This is a genomic window from Janthinobacterium svalbardense (assembly GCF_002327145.1).
Taxonomy (GTDB): domain Bacteria; phylum Pseudomonadota; class Gammaproteobacteria; order Burkholderiales; family Burkholderiaceae_D; genus Janthinobacterium; species Janthinobacterium tructae.
Window position 1 is genome coordinate 5,991,884 of record NZ_CP023422.1, and the last position, 16,138, is coordinate 6,008,021.

The 16,138-nt window shown below is 62.3% G+C and carries 13 protein-coding genes; 2 read left to right on the plus strand and 11 right to left on the minus strand.

The features are described 5' to 3' along the window. Positions 1-3 precede the first annotated feature (3 nt). The 5 genes from CNX70_RS26690 to CNX70_RS26710 all read right to left on the minus strand — a co-directional run bounded on the left by CNX70_RS26690 (position 4) and on the right by CNX70_RS26710 (position 6,461). Positions 4-810 carry a hypothetical protein gene (locus tag CNX70_RS26690; RefSeq protein WP_096238026.1) on the minus strand — a complete coding sequence of 269 codons (807 nt, stop codon included), beginning with the start codon at positions 808-810 and terminating at the stop codon, positions 4-6. Next, entirely contained in the window at positions 807-1,373 is a 567-nt protein-coding gene (locus CNX70_RS26695; protein ID WP_244198966.1) for a sigma-70 family RNA polymerase sigma factor, read from the minus strand. The genes CNX70_RS26690 and CNX70_RS26695 overlap by 4 nt, the downstream gene beginning before the upstream one ends. Positions 1,374-1,422: 49 nt before the next feature. Next, on the minus strand, positions 1,423-3,306 hold the full coding sequence (locus CNX70_RS26700) for a beta-propeller domain-containing protein (protein WP_096238028.1): 1,884 nt from the start codon (positions 3,304-3,306) through the stop codon (positions 1,423-1,425). A 97-nt stretch (positions 3,307-3,403) separates the two neighbouring features. Beyond that, on the minus strand, positions 3,404-4,027 hold the full coding sequence (locus CNX70_RS26705) for a trimeric intracellular cation channel family protein (RefSeq protein WP_071075300.1): 624 nt from the start codon (positions 4,025-4,027) through the stop codon (positions 3,404-3,406). A gap of 4 nt (positions 4,028-4,031) precedes the next feature. Next, positions 4,032-6,461: a penicillin-binding protein 1A gene (locus tag CNX70_RS26710; RefSeq protein ID WP_096238029.1), complete on the minus strand. Its 2,430-nt coding sequence runs from the start codon at positions 6,459-6,461 to the stop codon at positions 4,032-4,034. 136 nt (positions 6,462-6,597) lie between these two features. Here CNX70_RS26710 and CNX70_RS26715 point away from each other — a divergent pair, with 136 nt between their 5' ends. Together CNX70_RS26715 and CNX70_RS26720 are read left to right on the plus strand one after the other, a co-directional pair. Then, complete coding sequence (locus CNX70_RS26715) at positions 6,598-7,485, plus strand: HTH-type transcriptional regulator ArgP (RefSeq protein ID WP_096238030.1); 888 nt, start codon at positions 6,598-6,600, stop codon at positions 7,483-7,485. A gap of 221 nt (positions 7,486-7,706) precedes the next feature. Further along, the gene (locus CNX70_RS26720) at positions 7,707-8,192 is read left to right on the plus strand and encodes a tetratricopeptide repeat protein (protein WP_096238031.1); all 486 of its coding nucleotides are present in this window, start codon (positions 7,707-7,709) and stop codon (positions 8,190-8,192) included. A gap of 18 nt (positions 8,193-8,210) precedes the next feature. Here the strand turns inward: CNX70_RS26720 and can are convergent, their stop codons facing one another. The 6 genes from can to recN all read right to left on the minus strand — a co-directional run bounded on the left by can (position 8,211) and on the right by recN (position 16,097). Then, complete coding sequence (gene can / locus CNX70_RS26725; protein WP_071075293.1) at positions 8,211-8,882, minus strand: carbonate dehydratase; 672 nt, start codon at positions 8,880-8,882, stop codon at positions 8,211-8,213. A gap of 134 nt (positions 8,883-9,016) precedes the next feature. Continuing rightward, positions 9,017-10,150, minus strand: a complete 1,134-nt coding sequence (gene dnaJ / locus CNX70_RS26730; RefSeq protein ID WP_071075292.1) for a molecular chaperone DnaJ — start codon at positions 10,148-10,150, stop codon at positions 9,017-9,019. Positions 10,151-10,310: 160 nt separating this feature from the next. Continuing rightward, complete coding sequence (gene dnaK / locus CNX70_RS26735; RefSeq protein ID WP_071075291.1) at positions 10,311-12,254, minus strand: molecular chaperone DnaK; 1,944 nt, start codon at positions 12,252-12,254, stop codon at positions 10,311-10,313. Positions 12,255-12,345: 91 nt separating this feature from the next. Beyond that, positions 12,346-12,867, minus strand: a complete 522-nt coding sequence (gene grpE / locus CNX70_RS26740) for a nucleotide exchange factor GrpE (RefSeq protein WP_071075290.1) — start codon at positions 12,865-12,867, stop codon at positions 12,346-12,348. 345 nt (positions 12,868-13,212) lie between these two features. Then, positions 13,213-14,322 carry a ferrochelatase gene (gene hemH / locus CNX70_RS26745; protein ID WP_096238032.1) on the minus strand — a complete coding sequence of 370 codons (1,110 nt, stop codon included), beginning with the start codon at positions 14,320-14,322 and terminating at the stop codon, positions 13,213-13,215. A 107-nt stretch (positions 14,323-14,429) separates the two neighbouring features. Continuing rightward, entirely contained in the window at positions 14,430-16,097 is a 1,668-nt protein-coding gene (recN, locus tag CNX70_RS26750; RefSeq protein ID WP_096238033.1) for a DNA repair protein RecN, read from the minus strand. Positions 16,098-16,138: the final 41 nt, after the last annotated feature.

Consider the following 16,138-nt stretch of genomic DNA (forward strand, 5'->3'; position numbering starts at 1 on the left):
GCGCTACTTTTTTTCCAGCCGCTGCCGCAGCTCCTCGGCCACCGGATAGTCGGGATACGCCTGCCGGAACGCGGCCCATTCCTCCTGCGCCAGCGCCGCTTCGCCCGCTTTTAACAAGGCGTCGATCTTCACCAGCCACACGGAAGCGTCAAGCTTTGCCGGCGGCGGCAGCGGCGCCGACTTTGCCGCGATGGGAGCGGGCATGGCCAGCGCGCGCTGCACCGGTGCCTGGCGCTGCAGGCTAAATTCGGCCTGCATGGCCGCTTGCTGCTCCATCGCCTCCCTCATTGCCGGGGGCGGCGGCGGGGCCGGTGGCGCAGGCGCGGGTACGGACACGGATGCTGGCGCCGGCTCGGCTTGCGCCGGCGGCCTCGGTGCCGCCTTGGCCATGGCGCGCGGTGCTGGCGGTAGTGGCGCAAACTCAGTCGCAGGTGCAGCCGCCGGTGCAATGACCGGTGCGGCTTCCTGCATCACCTCCTGCGTGACCGGTTCCCCGACCACGGGAAATTGCGCCGGTTTCGAGCCGAACCAGTCCACGCCGATCAGGTTGACCGTCAACAGCACGGCCGCCGCCAGTCCCAGCGGAATGCGCCAGCGCTGCAGGTAATCGGGCGCCTTCTTGACGGGCAAGGTGCGCAGCACGCCATCGGCGCTGTCGTTCGCGGCTACCGGTTGCGGCAAGGCTTTTTCCGCGTCCGCCAGAATGGCCGCATCGAGCGCGCTGGAAGGCGCGGGCTGCGGCAGGCTGGCCAGCAGCGCCTTCAATTCCTCGTCATTCGGTTCGTCGTGATCTTGATCGTGCGTATTCATGCCTGTCCTCCCGCGTCCGCAACACTGTCCAAGCCCGCACGCAATTTCTGCATGGCGTAGCGCAGCCGGCTCTTGACGGTTTCCGCTTCCGCCCCCGTCACCACGGCGATCTCGAGGATGCTCATGCCGCTGAACTGCTGCAGCACCAGCGCCTCTTTTTGCTCGGTGGGCAACGCGGCGATGGCCGCATGCAGACGCGCATGCTGCTGTTTCTGCTCCAGCGACTGCTGCGGCGATGCGCGCTCGTCGGCCGGCTCGCCTGCTTCCCCTTGTTCCTGCCCTTCCCGCTGGCGCAGGATATCGATCAGGCGGTTGCGCGCGATCTGGTACAGATAGGTGCGAAACGCCGCCTGCGGCTGGTAGCCCGTGCGCGCCGCATGCAGGCTGGCCCACGCATCCTGCACGATCTCGTCGATCCACGCGCGGCGCGGCGAACGCCAGGCCACGAAGCGGTACAGGCCCTGGCTATGGCGCCGGTACAATTCGCGAAACGACGGCAGGTCGCCGGCGCTGTAGCGCAGCATCAGCTCTTCATCCGTGGCAGTGAGTAATGTGTCGGGCATGCGAAGCAGTGTAGCCGAACTGCGCGGCAGCGACAATTTCCCTACGCCTTCAGCGTACAGCGGACGCAATGGGCGCATAGCTGATGCGGCGTACTTCACGGATCTGTCCCTCCTTGAGCACCCCTTCCACCACTTCATAGCCGAGCAGGGCGAAGACCCGGCCCTGCAGGAACAGGGGGCGCGCATTGCCATACCAGTCCACGCAGGACGCGCGGCAGCCATCGTCCGGTGCTGGACCGTGACGCGCCGCCAGCGCACCGAGTTCCGTCAATGTCAAACCACTGTTGCGCAGGTACAGGACGGAGGCGGCCGGCCGACTTGATCCTGGCCGCTCGTCCGCGCCCAGGATGGGCAGGCCGATCACGCCATCGCTGGCCGTGTGTGGCTTGTAGAAAAAGCCGTGGCTGCGCGACTCGCCCTGCGCCGCGTCGGCGCGGATGTAGCGCGTGGCAATCGCCGCCTGCGCCCCCAGGCGGATGCTGCTGAAGTGCAGATCCTTGCCCTGCGCGCCGATCACCACGGCGTCATTGCCCAGCGCCTCGATGCGCTCCACGCCGTGCGGCAGGGACAAGGCTTGCACGCTGCGCGCATCGGCCCAGCGCACGGCATACAGGGGCTGGCGCGGCCATGCCTGGTCCGCCTGCCGCCGGCCGCCATTGCCCGGATTACCGTACAACAGATACGCCCCCACATAGCGATTCTGCAGTCCGTAGCCACCACCTGGCAGCGCCTTGTAGCTGCTGGCGGGCGCACTGTCGCGGCCATCGGAAAACGACGTCAATGGCACGCGCAGCAGGGCCATGTCGCCGCGCCCGCGCGTGCCATCCCACATCGCGTCGCCCTGGCCCTCGGCGCGCAGCAAAACGTTCAGGTGGCCATCAGCGCTTTCCAGGAACGAGAACTGGTCGACGGGCGCGCCCGCCACCTTCAGGGCGCTGGGCGCCGAACCATCGAGGGGAATGCGGAACACGCCCGAGTCGCTGCCGCGCCGCGTCGTCCACACGAAAACGGATTCGCCCGACACATAAAACACGCGGCCCTGCGGCCCCATCACGGCAGTCGCTTCGCAGCGCATGTCGCGCTGCGCCAGGTCGCATACGGTGACCGTGTGCAGGGTCAGACCGAAGCCCGGTTCGGGTTCTTCATCGGTGCGGTAGATGCGCGTGGCCGGAGCGATGCGCTTGAAGTCGGATGGCACGGCGTCAGGGCGCCAGCGGCGCAGCGCGGGAAAGCCGCCAAACGGGTCGCCCCGGCGCAGGTTCAGCGACAGGGGCGAATAGAACACCAGTTTGCTGCCGACCAGGCGGCTGGCGTAATTGCGCGAGGAATAATAATCGTTGGAGCGCAAGTGATACGTGGCGCGGTAGGCCAGCTTGCCGTCGGCGTTAATGTCGAACAGGCCGATCTCCGTGCCGCCCCGGCTGTAGCTGTAGCCGATCACCACCAGCGTATCGCCATCGATCAGCATCTCGTCATACCAGCTGCCCGACGGGTCGCTGCCCGGAGCGAACGCATCGAGCGAAGACACCGGCTGCAAGGCATTGCCGCCCACCTGCACGGTGAACAGCTTGCCGCGCCTGAGCATCACCAGGTGCTTGCCATGCAGCTTGACGATGCCGCCTTCGTCCACGCCCGCCGTCTGCACATTGGTGACCGATTCCGCAGCTTCTGCTGATGGCGCGGGGGCAGCCCTGGCCAGTATCGGCGCGGGAGGGGCCGGCGCCGCCGACATGGACTGCGCCGTGGCGCGCTGCAGTTTCTGCCGTTCCTTTTGTAGGGCCTCCTGGCGCGCTTGCAACTGCTGCAGATAGCTGCTCAAGGCTTGCTCGCTGGCGAACGGCGCCAGGGTCTTGCGCGGCGCCGTGTCGGCGGCATGGCTGCCTGCCGACAGCAGCAGGGACAGTATCAATGTGATCTTGAGGACGCTGGACATCGCTTCTTCTCCGGTTGGCTAGGGTGTCCAACATGAAACGTAGCGGCGCAGAAAAAGGGGTTAAAGGCGCATGAAAATATTCACGCAGCGTTTTACCTTATTCAAAACCCCGTATGCGGTCGCCGTTGAAATTCGGCAGGCGCCACTCGAAATGCAGGGCCAGGAAGCGGAACAGGAAACCGGCGCCGATGGACGCCAGCTGCGCCACCGAGCTGTCGACCTTGAAGTGCAGCAGGCCGACATACAGGGCGCCCGTGAACAGGGCCACGGTGGCATACACTTCGCGCTGCAGCACGAGGGGAATCTGGTTGCACAGGATATCGCGCAGCAGGCCGCCGAAGACGCCCGTGATCATCCCCGCCAGCACCACGATGGCCGGGTGCATCTTCGCCGACATGGCGATGTCGCAGCCGATCACGCAAAACGCCACCAGGCCCAGGCCGTCGACCAGCAAAAAGATGGCGCGCAGATGGTGCAGGTAACGCGCGACAAAGGCCGTGACGACGGCCGCGCCGATGGTAAACAGCAGGTACTCGGGATGCGCGATCCAGCCCAGCGGATAGTGCCCCAGCAGCACGTCGCGCACGGTGCCGCCGCCGAGCGCCGTGACGGTGCCGATCATGCAAATGCCGAACAAATCCATACCGCGCCGCATGCCCATGATGGCGCCGGACATCGCTTCGGCGACAATCGCCACCAGGTAAATCGTATATAACAGCATGCTCTTACTCTTCCGAAAATGATTTGAGAATTTGTTCGCGTTCGCGCGCTTCGCTCAGGGCGCGCGCTTCATTCGTACCCGTGCTGGAGCCGCCATTGCCAGTTTCACCGTGCGCCATGCGCGTGTCCGCACCACCGCTGCCGCAGCTAACGCTGCTGTGGATAAAGGCAAAGTTATCCTTCAGACAGTCGCCGGCCAGGTATTCGGCATACACGTAATCGCCATCGAGCAGGGCCAGGCCAGGCGGCTCGGCCAGCACCTGCTCGCGTCGGCCCTGCACGGCCACCTGCATGTAGTCGCGCCAGACGGGCAGCGCCAGGGTGCCGCCCGTGGCATTGCCCAGGCTCTTGGGCTGGTCGTAGCCGAGCCAGACGACGGACACCAGGCCCGAGGAGTAGCCGGCGAACCAGGCGTCATAGGCGTTATTCGACGTACCCGTCTTGCCGGCCGCGTCGCCGCGCCCCAGCGCCAGCGCGCCGCGTCCCGTGCCGCTCTTGACGACGTCGCGCAGCATACTGTCCATGACGTAGGCATTGCGCGTGGAGATGACTTGCGTGCCGCGTGCCGGCTCGCCCTTGGCGCGTGGTGCCGCATCGCTGAACAGCACCGCGCCGCTGCGGCTGCGCACTTCCTTGATCAGTTTCGGCGGCATCTGCATGCCGCCGTTGGCGAACACCGCATACGATTGCGCCAGTTGCAGCGGCGTGACGGCGCCCGCGCCCAGCGCCAGCGGCAGGGAGACGGGATTACGCGCGCCCTCGAAGCCGAAGCGCGTGGCGTAGTGCTGCACGTAGCCGGCACCGGCCGCCTGCATCAGGCTCACGGCCACCAGGTTTTTCGAGCGCACGAGGCCACGCCGCACGCTGATGAAACCTTCATAGTTGTTGCCGTAATTGCGCGGACGCCACTGCCGCGCGCCCGTTTCCTGCGGCAGCAGCAAACGCTGCGTATCGTCCACGGCCGTACCGGGAAAATATCCCTTTTCCAGCGCCGCCGAATACACGAAGGGCTTGAAACTGGAGCCGGGCTGGCGATAGGCCTGCATGGCGTGGTTGTAGTGGTTGCGGTAAAAATCAAAGCCGCCCGCCATGGCGACGATTTCGCCGCTGTGCGCCTCGACGGAAATGAGCGCGCCTTCCATCTCGGGCAGCTGGCTCACCAGCCAGCGCTTTTTCGCCACGTCGTGCACCACGCGGATCACGCTGCCCTCGACGATGGCGCGCTTGCCATCCCACTGCAGCTTGCCGCCCAGGCGCGCATCCGATGCCGTCAACACGATGTCGTCGCCATTGCGCAGCTGCGCCGTCAGCTGGCGCTTGGCCGAAGTCTCGACCTTGCGCACCAGCGCGGCGCGCAATTCTCCGCTGTCCGGATAGGCGGCCAGCTGGCGCGCCACGCTATCTGCGGAGGGGGCCAGGCGCGCTTCCGGGCCACGGTAGCCGCGCCGCGCCTGCGCGTTTAACAGCCCATCGCGCAGCGACTTGTCGGCCGCGATTTGCGGCGCCATGCGGATGGTCGTCGTCACGTCCAGGCCCATGCTGTAGGCGCCTTCGGGATAGCTTTGCAGGATCAATTGACGCGCTTCCTCGACCGCATACGCGGCCGCGTGCACGGAGCTGTTGCGGTCCTTGTTCAGGGCCAGTTTTTCCGCCACGGCCACGTCGTATTCGGCCGGCGTGATGTAGCCGAGTTCGCGCATGCGCTGCAGGATGTAGTGCTGGCGCACGGTGGCGCGCTGCGGATTGGCGACGGGGTTGTAGGCCGACGGCGCTTTCGGCAGGCCGGCCAGCATGGCCGCTTCGGCGATGCTCACTTCCGCCAGCGGTTTGTCAAAATAAATGTTCGAGGCGGCGGAAAAGCCGTAGGAGCGCTCGCCCAGATAAATCTGGTTCATATACAGCTCCAGCAGCTTGTCCTTGCCGTAGTGCTGTTCCAGCTTGTAGGCGAGCAGCATCTCCGTCAGCTTGCGCTGCACGGTCTTTTCGCGCGACAGGAAAAAGTCGCGCGCCACCTGCATGGTGATGGTGCTGGCGCCCTGCACGTGGTGGCCGGTGACGATGTTGGCCAGGGTGGCGCGCGTCAAGCCATAAAAGTCGACGGCGCCGTGTTCATAAAAGCGCGCATCCTCGATGGCCAGCAAGGCCTGGCGCATGCGCAGCGGGATCTCCTTCAGCGGCAGGAATTCGCGGCGCTCTTCGCCGTATTCGGCCAGCAGCTCGCCTTCGCTGGAGAAAATGCGCAGCGGCAGCGCGGGCTTGTACTGGGCCAGGTGCTCGACGGCCGGCAAGTCCTGCCAGGCCTGGCGCAGCCACCAGCCGCCCGCCAGGGCTGCGGACAAGCCCAGGCCCAGGGTCAATCCCAGGCCGAATTTCAGATTGCGCTCCAGCTTCGACTGGGGCTTGCGGGTGGTGCGGTCGTTCGCTTGTGCTTCCATGGTGGTATTTCCTTGCTGCCAGGAGGTCGCGCGCGACACTCCATCAAAGAAGCATTGTGCACTGCAACACACCTATCCTTATGAAAAGTAAGTATTATTTAGTATTGATAAATTTTTCTTATGTTAGGCGCGCACCATGGATCTGAATCCCAAACACACGGAAGCGTTCCGCGCCGTCGTCGAAACGGGCAGCTTCGAGCAGGCGGCGCTGCGGCTGCACCTGACGTCACCGGCCATTTCGCAAAGGGTACGGGCGCTGGAAAGCCAGCTGGGCAATGCCTTGATCGTGCGCAGCCGTCCCGCGCGCGCCACGCGCATGGGCCAGCGCCTGATGCAGTACCTGAAGCGCGCCAAGCTGCTGGAAGCGGACTTGCAGGCGGAACTGGCGGTGCAGCAGGACGCCCCGCTGACCCTGGTGCTGGCGCTGAACGCCGATTCGATGGGTACCTGGTTCTTCCCCGCCCTGTCGGAGGTGCTGATACGCGAGCGCGTGCTGCTGGACCTGACCGTGGAAGACCAGGACCATACCTACACCTTGCTGGAAACGGGCATGGCCATCGGCTGCATCAGCACGGAAGCCAAGCCCATGCGTGGCTGCACGGCCGAGCCGCTGGGCGTGATGCGCTACTGGCTGGTGGCCACGCCCGCGTTTCGCCAGCAGTGGTTCGCGCACGGCCTGACGCGCAATGCGGCGCGCACGGCGCCCGTGGTCGCCTACACGCGCAAGGACACCCTGCAGTCATCGTTCCTGCAAGAGGCGCTGGGACTGCCGGAAGGCGCCTACCCCTGCCATTACGTGCCCGGCGCCACCTCGCACTTCAACGCCATCCGCTACGGCCTCGGCTACGGCATGGTGCCGGAGTTGCTGCTGAAGGCCAACACGGATGGCGAGCTGGTGGAAATACTCACGCCCAAGACCCCGGCCGACGTGGCCCTGTACTGGCACACGTGGAAGGTGCAGTCGCCGCGCATGGAGCAGCTGTCGCGGCACATCATCGCGGCGGCGCGCAAGATCCTCAAATAGCTGTCGCTGCATGCCTTGGCGCTTGAGGGACGCCCGCTCCAGGCTGCGAAAGCCGATGTCTTGCAGCAGCAGCCCTGCGACGATATGCGCGGCGTGTTGCGCCAGGCTGCAACAGCGGCTGTCACGCAATGGCACAGCAGTATCGGCCTCGCCCGGGAATGGCGCTAGCACGCAATTTGCTTATCTACCTTACCGATCTTCAATCGTTGACCAGGAAAGCCATGCCCACCTATGCCCTGCTGTTCGCCTTGCTGTTCCCTGCCTCCGTCCACGCCCAGGATGGCCAGGATGAAAGTGATCTCAGCTACAAAGCCTATGTGCACAGCGACAAGCGCATCAAGTGTCTGTACGGCTATGCGGCCGACAAGACGGGCGACCATGCGGCCGCCGTCGCCATCTTTGAAGACTGCATCCGGCGCTGGAACGATGTGTATTCGATGATTTGGCTGGCCCAGCTGTATGAAACGGGCGTGGGCGTGCCGAAGGACCTGGCGCAGGCGACGGCGCTGATGCGGCGCGGCGCGCATACCAATGATGACGCCGCCTATGCGCGGCTGGCGCGCTACCACTATGGCGTGGCGCTGGCCGAAGGCCGGGGCACGCCGCAGGATATTGCCCAGGCCAAGACGTGGCTACGCCAGGCGGCGCAGGAAGGCATGCGGGAGGCAGGCGATTATCTGGACCGCCTGGAGAGCGCGGCGCCATAGGCGCTGCGCCAGCGTTGATTACGCGGTTGCTTCGTAGCGAGCCAGGCGGGTCGCCATGCGTGGCGCCAGCTCGTGACCGGCCGTGACCGTCACTTCCAGATCGTTCAGCAAGCCATCCTTCAAGCCGTAGACCCAGCCATGGACGCTGAGTTCCTGGCCCCGTTCCCACGCATCTTGCACGATGGTGGTCTGGCAGACGTTCAGGACCTGTTCGACCACGTTCAGTTCGCACAGGCGGTCGCCGCGCTGGCGACTGGTCAGCACGTCGCCCAGGTAGCGTTCATGCTTCTGGCCTACGTCCTGCACGTGGCGCAACCAGTTGTCGACCAGGCCGATGCGCGTGCCCGTCATGGCCGCATGCACGCCTTTGCAGCCGTAATGGCCGACGATGATGACATGTTTGACTTTCAGCACGTCCACGGCAAATTGCAGCACGGACAGGCAGTTCAGATCGGAATGCACGACCACGTTGGCAATATTGCGGTGCACAAACACGTCGCCAGGCGCCATGCCCAGCAGTTCGTTGGCGGGCACGCGGCTGTCGGAGCAGCCGATCCACAGGTATTCGGGCGACGTTTGTGCTTCCAGGTTCTTGAAGAAGTTCGGGTCTTTCGCCACCATCGAGTCGGCCCAGCGGCGGTTACGCTGCAGCAGTTCCGCCAGGGCCATGCCATTTTTCGGTTCGGTCATATCGCTCCCATTGTGTAAGTACGACTGAGGGCGGCAGATCGCGCCCATAGGCCGGCGATGTGCGCACATGGCTCAGTCGTAGTGAAAAAAACGCCGGGATGTGTGAGCATCCCGGCGCATGGTATTACGTGTGCTTACTCAAAAAAGTCCTTGACCTTGTCTTTCCAGGTCTTGCTTTGCGGACTGTGCTTGGCACCGCCCTCGGTGGTCGACTTTTCAAAGTCGCGCAGCAGGTCTTTCTGTTTTTCCGTCAGTTTCACCGGTGTTTCGATCGCCACGTGGCAGAACAGGTCGCCCGCGTAACCGGAGCGCACGCCCTTGATGCCCTTGCCTTTCAGGCGGAAGGTTTTGCCCGACTGGGTGCCCTCAGGAATCGTGAACGACACTTTGCCGTTCAGGGTTGGCACTTCGATTTCGCCGCCCAAGGCCGCCTTGGTAAACGAGATCGGCATTTCGCAATGCAGGTCGTCGCCTTCGCGCTGGAACACGGCGTGCGGCTTGATGTGGATTTCCACATACAGGTCGCCCGACGGACCGCCATTCGTGCCCGGTTCGCCGTTGCCGGAGGAACGGATACGCATGCCGTTGTCGATACCGACTGGTATCTTGACTTCCAGGGTCTTGTTGCGCTTGATGCGACCAGCGCCGCCGCATGGCGTGCAGGGGTCGGTGATGACCTTGCCACTGCCATGGCATTTCGGGCACGTTTGCTGGATGCTGAAGAAACCTTGCTGCATGCGCACCTGGCCGTGGCCACCGCAAGTACCGCAGGTGGTTGGCGACGTACCTGGCTTGGCGCCGCTGCCGTGGCAGGTGTCGCACTTGTCCCAGCTCGGCACGCGGATGGTCGTGTCGAAGCCGTGCGCAGCTTGCTCCAGTGTAATTTCCAGGTTGTAGCGCAAGTCGGCGCCACGGTACACCTGTGGCCCCGCATTGCGGCTGCGTCCTCCGCCACCGCCAAAGATGTCGCCGAAGATATCGCCAAAGCTGTCGGCAAAGCCGCCAGCACCGCCACCGAAGCCGCCACCGCCGCCCATGTTCGGGTCCACGCCGGCGTGACCATAACGGTCATACGCTTCGCGCTTTTCCGGATTGGTCAGCATCTCGTAGGCTTCTTTGACTTCCTTAAACTTTTCTTCCGATTCCTTACTGTCCGGATTGCGGTCCGGATGGTATTTCATCGCCAGTTTACGGTAAGACTTTTTGATCTCTTCTTCCGAAGCATTTTTTGCGACACCGAGTGTCTCGTAAAAATCACGCTTTGCCATGTTGTCGGCACCTTGCAGTCTATCTACTGATGTAAAAATTACACGAAAAAGCCGAGTCGAGTGCTGCACTGGGCAACGACTCGGCTCGGCCGGTCTTCGCGGCTAATCCCGCGATGTAGCGTTCAGCCCGGCTGCCCCCAGTTCATGGGAGCGCAAGACATTACTTGCTGTCTTTGACTTCTTTGAAGTCAGCGTCAACAACGTCGTCTTGCTTGGCGCCTGCGTCCGATGCGCCAGCAGCTTGCTGTGCACCTTCCGCGCCGCCGGCAGCTTGCTGCGCTTGCATGTCGGCATACATTTTTTCGCCCAGTTTCTGCGATGCGCTCGACAGTGCAGCCACCTTGGTGTCGATCTCAGCCTTGTCGCCCGCCTTGATGCTTGCTTCCAGGTCGGTGATCGCCGCTTCGATCTTCTCTTTCTCGCCCGCATCGAGCTTGTCGCCGTATTCGGTCAAGGATTTCCGGGTCGAGTGTACCAGAGCATCGGCCTGGTTGCGCGACTCGGCCAATTCTTTGACCTTCTTGTCTTCTTCCGCGTTCAACTCGGCGTCTTTCACCATCTTCTGGATTTCAGCCTCGGTCAAGCCGGAATTGGCCTTGATCGTGATCTTGTTTTCCTTGCCAGTGGCCTTGTCTTTCGCGCCGACATGCAAAATGCCGTTGGCGTCGATGTCGAAAGTCACTTCGATCTGCGGCGTACCGCGCGACGATGGTGGAATGCCTTCCAGATTGAATTCACCCAAGCCTTTGTTGCCGGCGGCGATTTCGCGCTCACCCTGGAAGACCTTGATGGTCACCGCAGGCTGATTGTCGTCGGCCGTCGAAAACACCTGGCTGAACTTGGTCGGAATCGTCGTGTTTTTGTGAATCATCTTGGTCATCACGCCGCCCAGGGTTTCGATACCCAGGGACAGAGGGGTGACGTCCAGCAACAGCAAGTCTTTGCGTTCGCCCGACAGGACCGAACCTTGAATCGCTGCGCCCACTGCCACGGCTTCGTCCGGATTCACGTCTTTGCGTGGATCTTTGCCGAAGAATTCCTTCACTTTTTCCTGTACCTTCGGCATACGCGTCATGCCGCCGACCAGGATGATGTCATCGATGTCCGACACTTTCACGCCAGCATCTTTGATAGCGATGCGGCATGGTTCCATCGTCGCGATGATCAGTTCTTCCACCAGGGACTCCAGCTTGGCGCGGGTCATCTTCAGGTTCAAGTGGACCGGTGCGCCATTGGCCATGGCGATGTACGGCTCGTTGATCTCGGTTTGTTGCGACGACGACAATTCGATCTTCGCGCGCTCGGCCGAAGCCTTGATGCGCTGCAGAGCGATCGGATCTTTTTTCAGATCGATGCCGTTGATCTTCTTGAACTCGTCGATGATGTAATCGATGATGCGCTGGTCGAAGTCTTCGCCACCCAGGAAGGTATCGCCGTTGGTCGACAGCACTTCAAATTGTTTCTCGCCATCAACATCTGCGATTTCGATGATCGACACGTCGAACGTACCGCCACCCAAGTCATACACGGCGATTTTACGGTCGCCTTTTTCGGTCTTGTCCAGGCCGAACGCCAGCGCTGCCGCGGTTGGCTCGTTGATGATGCGCTTGACGTCCAGACCAGCGATACGGCCGGCATCCTTGGTCGCTTGACGCTGCGAGTCGTTGAAGTACGCAGGCACGGTGATGACGGCTTCGGTGACTTCTTCACCGAGGTAGTCTTCTGCCGTTTTCTTCATCTTGCGCAGCACTTCAGCGGAAATTTGTGGCGGCGCCAGTTTTTTGTCGCGCACGCCGATCCATGCATCGCCGTTGTCGGCTTTCATGATTTGGTACGGCATCAGCGCGATGTCTTTTTGTACTTCTTTTTCGTCGAACTTGCGACCGATCAGACGCTTGACTGCATACAGCGTGTTTTTCGGATTGGTCACGGCCTGGCGTTTCGCCGGCGCGCCGACGAGAATTTCGCCATCTTCTTGATAAGCAATAATCGACGGCGTCGTGCGTGCGCCTTCAGCGTTTTCGATTACCTTTGGTTGACCGTTTTCCATGATGGAAACGCAGGAATTCGTGGTTCCCAGATCGATACCGATAATTCTACCCATGATTTTTTTCCTTTTATTTGCTAGATTTCAGATGGTTCTTATATGTGGCAAAGCGGCATGGTTTCAAGGCTTGCTTGATGCCGCACTCTGATTATTTTGCTTGCGCGGTCGTTACAATGGCTGGACGCAACAGGCGGTCCGCAATCATATAGCCCTTTTGCAGGACTGACACGATGGTATTGGCCTCCTGCTCCGCTGGCACCACGGCAACGGCCTGGTGTTTCATCGGATCGAGCTTTTCACCCTGCACCGGCAACACTTCCACCAGGCGGTTGCGCTCGAACGCGGCATTCAATTGCTTCAGGGTCATCTCGACGCCTTCTTTCAGCGATTCGATGGTCGGTGCTTCCACCGTCAGCGCCGTTTCCAGGCTGTCTTTCACCGGCACCATGGCTTCGGCAAAGCTTTCCACTGCGAATTTATGCGCTTTAGCAACATCTTCCTGCGCACGGCGGCGAATATTTTCGCCATCAGCCTTGGCGCGCATGAAGGCATCGTGCATCTCTGCAAGACGCGCTTCGGTACTCGCCAGCTGCTCTTCCAAAGTAGGCTCTGCGGGAGCCGCGGCGTCCGCTTGCGGATTAGGTACAGCTTGGTTTTCCTGATCTTGCATCTGAAAAGCTCCTACAATCAATGACTTAAATGAGTTAGTCTAACTATCTTTACAACACTAACGGGCAGATGGGGCTATATCCTATTGTTTCAAGGGGTATGCATGGCAAAACCAGATTTACATCGATCCATGTTACAGCTTATTACAAAACGCTACCCATTTCGGCCAGCGATCCGTGCGCGCCCCCCTTGATTTCCCAGGCTTCCCAGCGTAAAGCGGGCATTCTACCAGCCGCGCCGCCGCCATCGCCACTGGCGGCGTTGCTATCTGGATAGTACTTTTGTCGCGCCAGACATGACAAAGCCGCGCAAGCGCGGCTTTTGCTTGTCAAAAAATTTACTATCCTTAATTCGCCGCGCCCAGCGCCAGCGCCGCCGTGCGCGCCTGCTCGCCCGCTTTCTTGTCCGCTTCGCGCTGCGGCGCCGTCTTCATCGTCGGCCAGCCGATCATGTGCTGTTCGGCAATTTCTGCCATGCCCGCGATCCAGGCTGGCGTTTCGTTCAGGCAAGCGATGTAATGAAACTGCTGGCCGCCGGCCGTTTCGAAATCATGCTTGGCTTCCATGGCGATCTCTTCCAGCGTTTCCAGGCAATCGCTGGTAAAGCCCGGACACAGCAGGTCGACGCGCTTGACGCCCTGTTGCGCCAGCGCCACCAGGGTCGGTGCCGTGTACGGCTGCAGCCACTCGGCCTTGCCAAAGCGCGACTGGAAGGTCACCACATATTGCTCTTTAGTTAATTTCAATTTTTCCGCCAGCAGCCGCGCCGTTTTCAGGCATTGGCAGTGGTAGGGGTCGCCCAGCAGCAAGGTACGCTTGGGCACGCCATGAAAACTCATCACCAGTTTTTCCGGACGGCCATGCGCTTCCCAATGGTTCAGTACGGAATCGCGCAGGGCGTCGATATACGTGTCGTGCTCGTGATACTGCTTGATAAAGCGCAATTCCGGCACATTGCGCACCGTGGCGTAATGGGCAAACACGGCGTCGTAGATGGAACCCGTCGTCGTGCCCGAGTATTGCGGATACGCAGGCAAGATGGCGATGCGCTCGCAGCCTTCGCTTTTCAGCCTGGCCAGTACTTCGGGCAGGGAAGGCGAGCCGTAACGCATGGCCATGGCCACCGTCACGCCGTCGTGGCCCCGCTCGGCCAGCGCGCCGGCCAGCAACTTGGCTTGCTTTTGCGTATGCACTTTCAGGGGCGAACCCTCGCGCGTCCAGATCGACGCATATTTCTTGGCCGACTGGCCGGAGCGGAACGGCAAGATGATCAGGTTCAAAATGCACCACCAGACCAGGCGGGGAATCTCAACCACGCGCGGGTCGGACAAAAATTGCTTCAGGTAGCGCCGCACGGCCGACGAGGTCGGCGCATCGGGCGTGCCCAGGTTGACCAGCACCACGGCGCTGCGGTCGATACTGCCATGCGTGTACGGCGGTTCTGTTTGAAATGACATGAAGGCTCTTCGAAGGCGTTGGAGGGATAGCCCAACCATTATAGTTACATTGCGTCAACATCGGGGAGTACTGCCAAGCGATGGCAGCACGCCCGTCACGTCCCAAGTCAAATCGCGAGCAACTCGCGCGCATGCTTGCGCGTGGTGGCCGTGATTTCCAGGCCGCCCAGCATGCGCGCCACTTCTTCCACGCGGGCCTTGGCATCGAGCATGTCGATGCGCGACGCCGTCTTGCCATTGTCCAGAGTGCTTTTTGCCACCTGAAAATGCTGGTTCGCCTGGCTGGCCACTTGCGGCAAATGGGTCACGCACAGTACTTGGCGTCCCTGCCCCAGGCGTTTCAGCAGGCGCCCCACCACTTCGGCGACGGCGCCGCCGATGCCGCTGTCGACCTCATCGAAGATCAGGGTCGGCGTGGTGGTAGCGTGCGAGGTGATGACGGAAATGGCCAGCGCGATGCGCGCCAGTTCGCCGCCGGACGCCACTTTGGCCAGCGAACGCGGCGCCGTGCCCGCATGGCCGGCAACGAGGAATTCCACTTGCTCGAGCCCATGGGCAGCCGGTGCGCACGGGTGCAGGGCGATCTCGAAGCTGCCGCCCGTCATGCTCAGTTCCTGCATGGCGCGCGTGACGGCGTGCCCCAGTTCCAGGGCGGCGGCGCGGCGCGTGGCGGACAGGCGCTCGGCAACACTGCGGTATTCGGCCTCGATCTTCGCTTCCTGGCGCAGCAAGCCTTCGATATCGGAAGCGTCGGCCAGGTGCTGCAGCTTTTCCGACAGCTTGGCGTGTTCCTCGGGTAGCTCTTCGGGCGTGACGCGGAATTTGCGGGCCGTGCTGTGCATGGCTTCCATGCGCGCGTCGAGCTGGTGCAGGCGCTCCGGGTCCAGTTCCACGCGGTCCAGGTAGTTGTTCAGCGCGTACACGGATTCCTGCAGCTGGATGCGCGACGATTCGATCAGGTCGACGATCGGCTGCAATTCCGCATCGACGGACACCAGCTTGCCCAGCTTCTGGTTCAGGGCCGACAGTTGCGACACGATCGGGTGGTCTTCCGACTCGGAAATGAGGGACAGCGCTTCCTGCGCCCCTTCCAGCAGGCTGGCCGCGTGCGACAGGCGGCTGTGCTCGTTTGTGATCTCCGTCCATTCGCCGGGCTTGGCAGCCAGTTTTTCCAGTTCGCCCACTTGCCATTCCAGGCGTTCGCGCTCGTACAGCACGTTGGCGGCATTCGTTTCGAATTCTTCGCGCTGGCGCACGAGGGCGCGCCAGCGCTTGTGCAGCGCCGCCACCTGCCGCGCATCGTGCTCCACGCCCGCTTCGCGCGCCGTCGCCTGGCCGTCGAGCAGGGCGCGCTGCGCCTCGCTTTTCAGCAGCGACTGGTGCGCGTGCTGGCCGTGGATATCGACCAGCATGTCGCCCAGTTCGCGCAACTGCGCGGCCGTGGCGGGAATGCCGTTGATATACGCCTTCGAGCGGCCCGCATTGTCGATCACGCGGCGCAGCAGGGCGCCGCCATCGTCGTTGGCAAACTCATGTGCCACCAGCCAGGCCTGCGCCACCTCGCTGACGGAAAAATCGGCCGTGATGTCGGCCTTGGCCGCGCCTTCGCGCACTACGCTGGCATCGCCGCGCCCGCCCAGCGCCAGGGTCAGCGCATCGATGAGGATGGACTTGCCGGCGCCCGTCTCACCCGTCAGCACGCTGAAGCCGGCGGAAAATTCCAGTTCAATGGTATCGACAATGACAAAATCGCGAATGGACAGTGTATGGAGCATGGCTTCTGTGGTTAGGCGGCGCACCGCGGGTTAGCGTGGAG

Bases quoted from the DNA above. Each gene is read 5' to 3' on its own strand.
- CNX70_RS26705 (WP_071075300.1), bottom strand. From the start codon at position 4,027: ATGCTGTTATATACGATTTACCTGGTGGCGATTGTCGCCGAAGCGATG.
- can (WP_071075293.1), bottom strand. From the start codon at position 8,882: ATGACCGAACCGAAAAATGGCATGGCCCTGGCGGAACTGCTGCAGCGT.
- CNX70_RS26690 (WP_096238026.1), bottom strand. From the start codon at position 810: ATGAATACGCACGATCAAGATCACGACGAACCGAATGACGAGGAATTG.
- recN (WP_096238033.1), bottom strand. From the start codon at position 16,097: ATGCTCCATACACTGTCCATTCGCGATTTTGTCATTGTCGATACCATT.
- CNX70_RS26700 (WP_096238028.1), bottom strand. From the start codon at position 3,306: ATGTCCAGCGTCCTCAAGATCACATTGATACTGTCCCTGCTGCTGTCG.
- CNX70_RS26720 (WP_096238031.1), top strand. From the start codon at position 7,707: ATGCCCACCTATGCCCTGCTGTTCGCCTTGCTGTTCCCTGCCTCCGTC.
- grpE (WP_071075290.1), bottom strand. From the start codon at position 12,867: ATGCAAGATCAGGAAAACCAAGCTGTACCTAATCCGCAAGCGGACGCC.
- CNX70_RS26710 (WP_096238029.1), bottom strand. From the start codon at position 6,461: ATGGAAGCACAAGCGAACGACCGCACCACCCGCAAGCCCCAGTCGAAG.
- hemH (WP_096238032.1), bottom strand. From the start codon at position 14,322: ATGTCATTTCAAACAGAACCGCCGTACACGCATGGCAGTATCGACCGC.
- CNX70_RS26715 (WP_096238030.1), top strand. From the start codon at position 6,598: ATGGATCTGAATCCCAAACACACGGAAGCGTTCCGCGCCGTCGTCGAA.
- CNX70_RS26695 (WP_244198966.1), bottom strand. From the start codon at position 1,373: ATGCCCGACACATTACTCACTGCCACGGATGAAGAGCTGATGCTGCGC.
- dnaK (WP_071075291.1), bottom strand. From the start codon at position 12,254: ATGGGTAGAATTATCGGTATCGATCTGGGAACCACGAATTCCTGCGTT.
- dnaJ (WP_071075292.1), bottom strand. From the start codon at position 10,150: ATGGCAAAGCGTGATTTTTACGAGACACTCGGTGTCGCAAAAAATGCT.